Annotated in this window: 9 protein-coding genes; all 9 read left to right on the top strand. The window is 40.4% G+C overall.

The features are described 5' to 3' along the window. Window positions 1–230 precede the first annotated feature (230 nt). The 9 genes from DW981_RS13510 to DW981_RS13550 all read left to right on the top strand — a co-directional run bounded on the left by DW981_RS13510 (window position 231) and on the right by DW981_RS13550 (window position 8964). Window positions 231–851, top strand: a complete 621-nt coding sequence (locus DW981_RS13510) for a hypothetical protein (protein ID WP_118508090.1) — start codon at window positions 231–233, stop codon at window positions 849–851. Between the two features lie 14 nt (window positions 852–865). Next, entirely contained in the window at window positions 866–1372 is a 507-nt protein-coding gene (locus tag DW981_RS13515; protein WP_118508091.1) for a hypothetical protein, read from the top strand. Then, complete coding sequence (locus tag DW981_RS13520; protein ID WP_118508092.1) at window positions 1365–1763, top strand: hypothetical protein; 399 nt, start codon at window positions 1365–1367, stop codon at window positions 1761–1763. Before DW981_RS13515 ends, DW981_RS13520 begins: the two co-directional genes overlap by 8 nt. A 110-nt stretch (window positions 1764–1873) precedes the next feature. Then, window positions 1874–2335, top strand: a complete 462-nt coding sequence (locus DW981_RS13525) for a hypothetical protein (protein ID WP_118508093.1) — start codon at window positions 1874–1876, stop codon at window positions 2333–2335. Between the two features lie 83 nt (window positions 2336–2418). Next, on the top strand, window positions 2419–2976 hold the full coding sequence (locus tag DW981_RS13530; RefSeq protein WP_118508094.1) for a hypothetical protein: 558 nt from the start codon (window positions 2419–2421) through the stop codon (window positions 2974–2976). Window positions 2977–3107: 131 nt separating this feature from the next. Then, window positions 3108–3344 carry a hypothetical protein gene (locus DW981_RS13535; RefSeq protein WP_147352658.1) on the top strand — a complete coding sequence of 79 codons (237 nt, stop codon included), beginning with the start codon at window positions 3108–3110 and terminating at the stop codon, window positions 3342–3344. A 56-nt stretch (window positions 3345–3400) separates the two neighbouring features. Then, window positions 3401–5497, top strand: coding sequence for a hypothetical protein (locus tag DW981_RS13540; RefSeq protein WP_118508096.1), 2097 nt, complete (start codon window positions 3401–3403; stop codon window positions 5495–5497). Window positions 5498–5550: 53 nt separating this feature from the next. Continuing rightward, the gene (locus tag DW981_RS13545) at window positions 5551–8316 is read left to right on the top strand and encodes a hypothetical protein (protein ID WP_147352659.1); all 2766 of its coding nucleotides are present in this window, start codon (window positions 5551–5553) and stop codon (window positions 8314–8316) included. 30 nt (window positions 8317–8346) lie between these two features. Beyond that, window positions 8347–8964, top strand: a complete 618-nt coding sequence (locus tag DW981_RS13550; RefSeq protein WP_147352660.1) for a hypothetical protein — start codon at window positions 8347–8349, stop codon at window positions 8962–8964. The last annotated feature ends 25 nt before the right edge of the window (window positions 8965–8989 follow it).

Raw genomic sequence — 8989 nt, forward strand, 5'->3', positions numbered from 1 at the left:
AGGAATGTATTTACTCATGATAGTTCTCCTCCTACTGCTGTCAGAGCACGACTATGAGCATAACACAATAATGTGAAAGATTAAATGCCACTTGTGCATAAGAGAATTCTACTGCATAAGGGGAGGGTGGAATTAAACATTTCAATTTTTAGAGGATTGGTTTGTTGTAAAATGATGTTCCAATGTAGCTCCTTTTGTCGTATAATGGCGATGAAAGGAGCGTGGTATTGATGAAAAGGAATAGGCAAATTATCATAGCGATTTTGATTTTGGTCGCATTTCTTACAATAGCAATAGCTACAGCATTTTTTTTTGTGAAATATCCATTAAATGTAAATGGAAGTAGTGACGGCTGGTTAGGTTTTTTAGGAGGTTTATTTGGAAGCTTTTTGTCTGGCATTATTTCTATTTATATATTGAATGTCAATAGACGTGATGCAGAAGAGATGACTAGAAAAAATCATAAAGATACAAAAGATGCTTTTCGACAAAATGCTAATATGTTTCATTATCAGATGCGAACAGATTTGACGAATGCGGTATATGAGCTTTTAGTGGAGTTAATCATTATAGCAGAATTTTGTAATTGTAGAAAAAATATAAATGGACAAATATATAGTGAAAAACAACAAAGAGCTCAGAAAATTTGTATGCTTATTGCGTTGAAATTAGGCAATGAGTGTCGTTTTAATGGATTGCTTAGTGAAATTGAGAAATATAATAATATGTATATTCAAAAAAGAAGAGTTTTCCATTTTAATAAGGGTTTTCTCGAAAAGCAAGGAAAGTATTTATGTAGGGTGGCTCAAATATGCCTTCAAGGTTATATTTATGATATTTATCTTCGATAATACAAGGAGAAATCATGTCAACACAAATAAATTTCACCTACGACAGCCCATCCTCTATTGATGCTGCCATAAAACAAATGCAGGCATACCAGGAACAGCTTACATATAAATGCCGTATCCTTGCTCAGCGTGTAGCAGAGATCGGCGTGGAGATCGCCAGAGTGAACATTGCGGACTTTGACGCAATCTACAGTGGTGAGCTGTTATCAAATATTCGTGCAGAGTACAGTGGTTCCGTGCCGGATGGTGCAAGCTGGCTTGTGATCACGGATTGTCCGTGGGCGGCATATGTGGAGTTTGGTACAGGCGTCGTAGGGCAGGAATCCCCGCACCCGGATACTTCCATTGTGGGGTGGAAATATGATGTGAATCAGCATGGCGATATGGGTTGGTATTATTTTAAGGATGGCGAATGGCATTGGACAAAGGGAATGCCAAGCCGTCCTTTTTTGTACCAGACCGGTATGGATCTGCGGGAAAGAATAGAGGAGATAGCGAGGGAGGTGTTTGCCGGTGCTTAGCGTATGGAACAAGGTTAATAAGCGTATGATGCAGAGGCTGAAAACAGATCCGGATGCACCGTATCCGAAGTTGTATCTGACTTCTACGGATTCATCCAGTGCACCGACACAGTTTCCGTGTTTGTATATCAAATCGCTTGGAGAACCCACAGCAGGCAGAGACTTCCAGAATACGCAGTGCTACATCACATCCACGATCGAGATACATGCGTATTCGGCAGCATCGCCAAATGGATCGCAGACAGAAGCGAGAAAGATCATGGATGCGGCAGGAAATGTGATGCTTAGCATGGGGTATGATCTGATTGCGGGTCCGTACCCGGATAATCGGGAGTATTTCCGAATCATTGCGAGATTCCGAAGGATTGTCGGTGATGGCGATGAGTTGTAAAAAGAATATGAAATAAGAATGCTTTGGCATTTTTATGATAGAAACAGTAAATGAAAGGACTTCGAGATTTCGAGGTTCTTTTTGTTTTCCCAAAAAAGGAGGAAAAGAAGATGGATTTATCTACGATTGACGTAAAATTTGGATGGGCTGTTGAGGAGACAGCTGGAACCAAGCCAAAGGCATTTACTTGGATCAAGCGATGCAGCAAGATTGCCGGTATCAATGTCACCAAAGATAAGATCGATGTATCCTGTTTTGAGGATAAGATCAAACAGTACATTGCTGGTGTTGGTGACACTGGTGGAGACTGGAATCTTAACTTCAACGGGTCGACAGATTTTGTTACGGCTTGGAATGCATTATTAGATGCATCTTTGGAAGGTAAGGCGGCAGGAAAAGCTACATGGGCAGACATTTATATCCCCGGCTTTGGTTCTTATTTTCTTAAGTTTGAACCGGGAGAGATTCCTATGCCGGATTTAGAACCTGGTAGTAAATTGGATATCCAGATTTCCAATGTCATCAATGAGTACGATGGACTTGGAGAATCTATTGAGCCAGTGGCAGCCTAAGCAGTTGCTAGAGCAACATGATTTTTTTTTGAGGGGGACAAATCAGTGTCCCCTTTCATGAGAAAGAAAAGGAGAGATTTGATATGAACATTACAGTGAATGGTAAAGAGTATATTTTGGAATATACATTTGAAGCAGCAGAGTGTCATGAGTGTATTGATGCAGCAATGGATATTTTTGGCGGTATGATGACAGCAAAGATTGACAGTAAACATTCGGAAGAGATGCAGGTGAGGGATTTTCTGATGAGTCTTTCAGATCTACCAAGAATGGCAATGGACATGTTTTATGCTGGTTTACTGGAAAATCACGGAACGGGCCCAGATGGAGACGGAACAATTACAAGTCGTGCAGATGCGAGATGTTTGTATAAACAGTTTTGCAGGGAAAATCCTGAAGATGAAAGAGCAACATCTTACTATGCTCTTTGTACTTCTATTGCAGAGCAGATGGAGAAAGATGGTTTTTTCAAGCGAACCGGAATGGAAGACATTCTGGAGAACATGGAGAGTCTGGTCAAGAGCAAACAGAAGAAACAGCCGAAGAAACCGATGGATCATCAGCGGAAGAAGCCAACCAAAGCGCAGAAAGCAGCAATGGAAGCGAGAGCGGAGGGCAAAGAAAACGATTTTCAGAGCTGATTTGGGAAGAATTTCTGCCAAAAGCTTTGCTGTATGGCTGTCCGTATGACTTGTTTTGGCACCTGAATCCTACCAAGCTGACGGCATTCCGTAAAGCATACGAAGAGAGATTGCAGCAGAAGGAAGATGCAATGTGGCGAAATGGTCTGTACACAATGCGTGCCATCAATGCTTGCTTTGGAGGGAAATACCCTGAGAAGCCGCTTTTTGAAGTTGGAGAAAGCAAGGAATCCTCCGAACGACAAGAGCATGATGGTTATACTGAACAAGAAATTAAAGAAGCTAGAGAAGCTTTGGTCATGCAATTACAAATCATGGAAGGACAGCAGCGGAGAGCAAAGCGTAAAAAAGAGTTATTTGAGCATTAAGTGGAGAGCAGCCCAATATGGGTTGCTCTCTTTTCTTTTACCGTAGGAGGTGCAGAATGGCAGCAATAGATAGTTTGAACATTAAGGTAGATGCGTCTGCTCGAAGTGCCAACGAACAGTTGGATAAGCTTGTAAAGAAGATGATGGAGTTACGCCGTACATTGGGCGGTCTTAATGCCAATGAACTTAACGCATTTGCGAGCGGTATGAGCCATTTTACCAAAGCAGCACAGGCATTGAGTGGCGTGAAAACTTCCGATTTTACGAAACTTGCAAAAGGCTTGGATAAGTTAGCAGATGCTAGAAAGTTGGAGAATACAGCACAATCTGTGGAAAAGTCAGCGGGCTCTTTGCAGGAATCTGTATCAATGGCACAAAAGGCACTGGGCTCCGGACTAAAATTTGATAGTAAGGGTATTCAGAATGTAAAGAAATCTGTCCAGTCCTTGGCAAATGAATTTTCTAGTGCAGGTACCGGTAATGCATTATCTAACAATTTGTCAGAAATTGAGAAAGAGGCAGATAAACTACGCAACAAACTGGATCAATTAAGTGAAAAAGAGCAGAAAGCGTTAGCAGTTGGAAATTCGTCACCAGAGAATAAAACATTCCGTAGTTTACAGTATGATATAGCTGTTTCTTTGAATAAATTATCAGAATTGGAACAGAAGATCTCACAGATGAAAACTCACAAGGTGCAGGATTTAGCATCCATTCCTATCATTCGCTCGGATGCTGGAAACGGATTTTCCGAAACAAAAGCTGTGGCCAAAACAATGCTAAATACGGGACGTGTGCCAAAAAGTGCTAAATATTCGGTAGATGCTTCGGCAGAGTCTTTGAAAGAGTCGCTAGAACAGGTGAATCGTGCAGAAAGTGCAGTACAAGGCTTTGCGGGAAAAATAGCAGAGGCGAAAGCTCAGCTTGCAAGTATTGAAAAAAGTGGGAAGAGTTTAGGAACTGATGAGTGGGATGAGGCATATATTGCATTACAGAAAGTAGTTAAAGAAGCCAAAGTATACAAAGCTGCCTTAAATGAGAGGGCAAATGGATTAGAGACAGATATTAAATCAACGGACAGCTTAGATGTAAAACTCCAGAAATTAAAAGTAGATCTCAAACAACTTAAAGCAGATGGTTTTGGATTTGGTGACAAGGCTTTTGATAATATTTACAAGGAAATCTTAAAGACCGATGGTGCTTTGAAAAAGTATAAGGCAGATTTGAAAGAATCTGTTGGAGGTGAACAGAGTCTTAGTACATTCGATAGAGTGAAACAGGGGTTTCATTCTATTTGGACAGAATCTCAACAGGCAGGAAATTCTGCATCTAGTTTTGGTAGTAAGTTGAGAAATCTTATGTCCTCATTGCGTGGAAATGCTGTGTCTGCGTTTGGAAGTCGTCTCAAAGCGTTGATTCCAATCTTTCATGGGACTACTAGCTCTACGGGAAATCTGATCAGCAAATTGGCTAAGCTGTATGTTGGATTCCGCTCTCTTCGAGGGATTGGTGAATATTTGCGTGGTGCCGTAGAATCATCCATGGATTACATTGAAGAATTTAATTATTTTGATACCACAATGGGGAAGATTGCTTCTGAATGGGGCAAGGAATACAAGAAATATGGTTACCAAAATGCAGAGGAATACGGAGAATCCTTTAAAAATCGTTTGACGCAAACAATGGGGAAAATGACCGGGTTTCAGATTGAAAACGATGGAACTTTGTCTGATCTTGGAAAAAAGAATCTTGGACTGGATCCGACACAAATGACCAACTATGCTGCCAGTGTAGCGCAGGTGACAAATTCAGTTGGAATGACAGGAGAAGCATCTGTGGTAACATCCGAAGCTTTATCTATGCTTGCCGGAGATATGTCTTCCTTCAAAAATCTTGATATGGATACAGTTATGAATAACTTTTCATCGGGATTACTGGGGCAGTCTAGGGCATTGTATAAGTTTGGTATTGATACATCAAATGCAACATTAAAACAGTATGCCCTTGCAAATGGAATCAAAAAGAATGTTTCGGCTATGTCACAGTCGGAAAAAATGCAGCTTCGTATGTTGGCTATTTTGGATCAATCCAAGGTATCATGGGGAGACCTTGCAAAACCATTAATTCGCCATCAAATCAGTTACGCTTATTGAATAATAATTTTAGATCGTTATCGAGAATAATAGGTGCTATAGTGTTGCCTGCAGTGGCAAAGATACTGCCATATATCAATGGACTGGTTATTGCCATTCGCAGACTTTTTGAGTGGACAGCATCCATGCTTGGAGTCGATTTAAGTAAAGTGATTGGCTCTTCCGGGGGTGGCTATTCAGATGCTTTTGATGGACTGGAAGATTCTGCTGACGATGCTAAGGATGCCGTTGATGATACATCAGATTCTGTTAAGAAACTGTCCAAGCAGCTCATGGGATTTGACGAGCTTAATGTGATCAATACTAATTCTGATAATACAAAAAAGGATGCTGATAAGAATAGTAAGCCTATCGATCTTACCAGTCAATTGTCTAATGCTTTAGCTGATTACAAGACTGTTTGGGATAAGGCTTATAAAAATATGACTAATGATGCAGAAAAATTTGCCGATAAGTTGACTAAGTTATTTAAAAAAGCTTGGAAGTCGGGGAATGGTACAGACATTGGCTCTGCCATTGCTGGCTGGCTCAATAAGGGGATTTCATGGGTCAACGACAATGTGGACCAGTTTGCAAAAGGGGCGAAAAAGGTTGCCAAATTGCTTGCAACTGCTATCAATGGGTTTGTAGCTAAACTTGATTGGGCAGGACTTGGTAGTGCTATTGGAAAATCGATGAAAGCGGCAATTGAAGCAGAAACAACATTCTTTTCGACAATAAATTGGTTGAATCTTGGCAAAGCTATTGCCACAACACTTAATGCTTGGATCGATACCGGTGTTATTCAATCGTATCTCAAGGGCACGGCCACCAAAATAAGAGCAGCTATTGAACTGGCTTTCGGAGCTATAAAAACATTTCATTTCAGTAGTCTTGGCACTGCCTTGGGACAGGGGATTAATGATGCGTTTGCTGTCATGAATAAAGTCAACAAAAAAACTGGATTAAATGGTTGGCAGGAGCTTGGTCAGACTATTTCTGGGGGGATTTCTGGAATCCTTACATCCATCTCAACGGCACTGAGTACTGTGAAGTGGGATAGTGTGGGGCAAGCAATTGCAACTGCAATTGGTTCTATTGATTTTAAAGGAATTGTGTGGAATCTTGGGGATGTTGCCATAAAAATATTAGGGGCACTTGCGGAAGCGATAAAAGGTGCTTTTGCACAATCTCCAGTCGAAACAGCAATTGTTACTGCGTTAGGTTTTATTAAGCTTTCAACGCTTACCACAAAATCAATGGAGAAGGCAGCAACTAAAATATTGAAAGTGCTTGGTATTTCCTTAGAAAAAGATGAGACAGCATTAACAGTATTAGGCGGCAAAATAAAAGGTGCTATAGAAATAGCATTAGGCAAAGTGAAGGACTTCGGAATGAATTATGTCAAGCCATTGGCGGGGAAAATAATGGGTAAAATTGCAACTGCAGTTGGAGCTGAAACAGCTACAGTGAGTGGAATCGCAAGTGCAATTGGAACTGGAATTACAACTGCCTTTGCACAAGTTCCAGCGCTTATGACAGGAAGTCTTTCTGGGCTAGCGACCGCAGGCGCAGCGGCAACAGCGGCAACAGTGGCAACAACGCTTGTAGCAGCAGTAGCGGCGGTTGGTATTGGTGCAAAGATTGGAAAATCCATCGGCGATGAACTTGTTTCTGAAGATATGAAACAATATCAGGTTGATTGGAAGTTTTCAGATTTTATTCATTTTACCGATGATGATTGGTCAGATTTCTGGTCAGCGTTTGCTGATTGGTGGGTAGATGTGCAGGATTGGTGGGGAAATAAGGCATTAGCGATTAAAACAACTTTTGGAGATTGGAAAAAGAGTATTTCCGGTTGGTGGAACGGTGTTAAGGCTTGGTGGGGTGATAAGTATGTGACTCTTAAAGCTGCCGTACAGGAAAAAGTAGATGGGGCGTTGGACAAGGTAAAAGGTGCTTGGAACGCTATTAAGGACAAAGTATCTACATTGACAGCAGATGCCAAGGAAAAGGCAGCAGGGGCATTAGCAGCACTTAAATCCCGTTGGACGGCCATTAAGGATAGCAAAGCTGTTAAGACACTTGAGCAGACAGGCAAGGATATCATTGATAAGGCGAAGAAGTCTTGGGATGCTATCAAATCTGGACAGGCAACAAAGACCTTGAAGGAGAAAGGTAAGAGCGCAATCGAAAAGGTGTCTAGGATTTGGAATAAAATCAAGGACAGAGAAGTAACCCAGACTCTCAAGCAGGAAGGTACGAAAGCATTTAATAAAGTCAAAAAAGCTTGGGATAGCTTGACTGATAAGAAAATTTCAGTCAGTCTCATTACGGATGCTGTGAAAAGTGGAATAAAATTGATCATTGATTGGATCAATAAGTATATTATCGGTGCGATCAATAAGATCAAGGTTTCGATTCCTAAGTGGGTTCCTAAAATTGGAGGTAAAGATTTTGGTTTTAATTTAAAAACGATAGCAATGCCTAAATTTGCCACGGGTGGATTCCCGGAGCAGGGCCAGTACTTTTTGGCACGAGAGAAAGGACCGGAGCTTGTAGGTACGATTGGAAATAAGACTGCTGTAGCCAACAACAATCAAATTGTACAATCCGTGTCAGATGGCGTATTTAATGCTCTTAATCCTGTGCTTACTCAAGTGTGCAATGCTATCAACTCTATGGGTAATGGATCAAGTGGACAACCTTTGTATGTGGAGGGCGTATCAGATGGAGATATCGTGCGTATAACCACCAAGGCGAATACCGATCATAAAAATCGATTCGGAAAACCGCTATATATATATAAATTTGCCATGTTATGTCGTGGTGTGGTATAATATGGCAAAATACTTTTTGGATAAATTCGTATGGTAAGAGAAGAAAGTTCTAATTTCTTTCTGTATGTGAGTGCTAAACACTATGAAATTATTAAGTGGAAAGGAGGAGATATAATGAAAGTGATCAGAGGAGGAATATATAAGGTTTCAAATGCATGGAAAAAATATAACGATGCTTTATTGGATCATAGACCGGTGATAGTGATACAATGTAATGAAGAGTTTGTATATGGCGTTTTGATGGGAGCATTGCCTAGAGAAGCAAAACATAAAAATGCTCTTTATTTTGAGTGCGAGGTTAGTGGAAAGAGATATATATCATTGTGCGCATGTGATACAGTACACAAGATACCTATTAGATATATAAAAGACAATTTGGGCTATATTTCCATACCCACATTGTGGGAGATTTGTGATAGAACGCAAGAGTATATTACATTTGAAAAGGAGATGATAGAAGATTCTGATCTTAATGTTGACAGGGAAAAAAGCTATATTTTGCATGCCAAGATAGATGATTTAATAGAAGGAAAGGATCAGATTTTATATCAGATGGACGAGCTTAAGGACATAAATGTAAAAGAATTTAAAATTGTAAGAGATTATAAAGAATCAGATGAAAAGGAAAAAAAACTATTTACAGGTTGAAAAACTTTATATGCATTATCATATC

Origin of the sequence: Clostridium sp. AM49-4BH (assembly GCF_003478335.1) — a bacterium.
Taxonomy (GTDB): domain Bacteria; phylum Bacillota; class Clostridia; order Lachnospirales; family Lachnospiraceae; genus Butyribacter.

What these genes read in the sequence shown, in the direction of transcription:
- DW981_RS13510 (WP_118508090.1), top strand. Translation starts at nt 231, where the DNA reads ATGAAAAGGAATAGGCAAATTATCATAGCGATTTTGATTTTGGTCGCA.
- DW981_RS13515 (WP_118508091.1), top strand. Translation starts at nt 866, where the DNA reads ATGTCAACACAAATAAATTTCACCTACGACAGCCCATCCTCTATTGAT.
- DW981_RS13525 (WP_118508093.1), top strand. Translation starts at nt 1,874, where the DNA reads ATGGATTTATCTACGATTGACGTAAAATTTGGATGGGCTGTTGAGGAG.
- DW981_RS13530 (WP_118508094.1), top strand. Translation starts at nt 2,419, where the DNA reads ATGAACATTACAGTGAATGGTAAAGAGTATATTTTGGAATATACATTT.
- DW981_RS13535 (WP_147352658.1), top strand. Translation starts at nt 3,108, where the DNA reads ATGTGGCGAAATGGTCTGTACACAATGCGTGCCATCAATGCTTGCTTT.
- DW981_RS13540 (WP_118508096.1), top strand. Translation starts at nt 3,401, where the DNA reads ATGGCAGCAATAGATAGTTTGAACATTAAGGTAGATGCGTCTGCTCGA.
- DW981_RS13550 (WP_147352660.1), top strand. Translation starts at nt 8,347, where the DNA reads ATGGTAAGAGAAGAAAGTTCTAATTTCTTTCTGTATGTGAGTGCTAAA.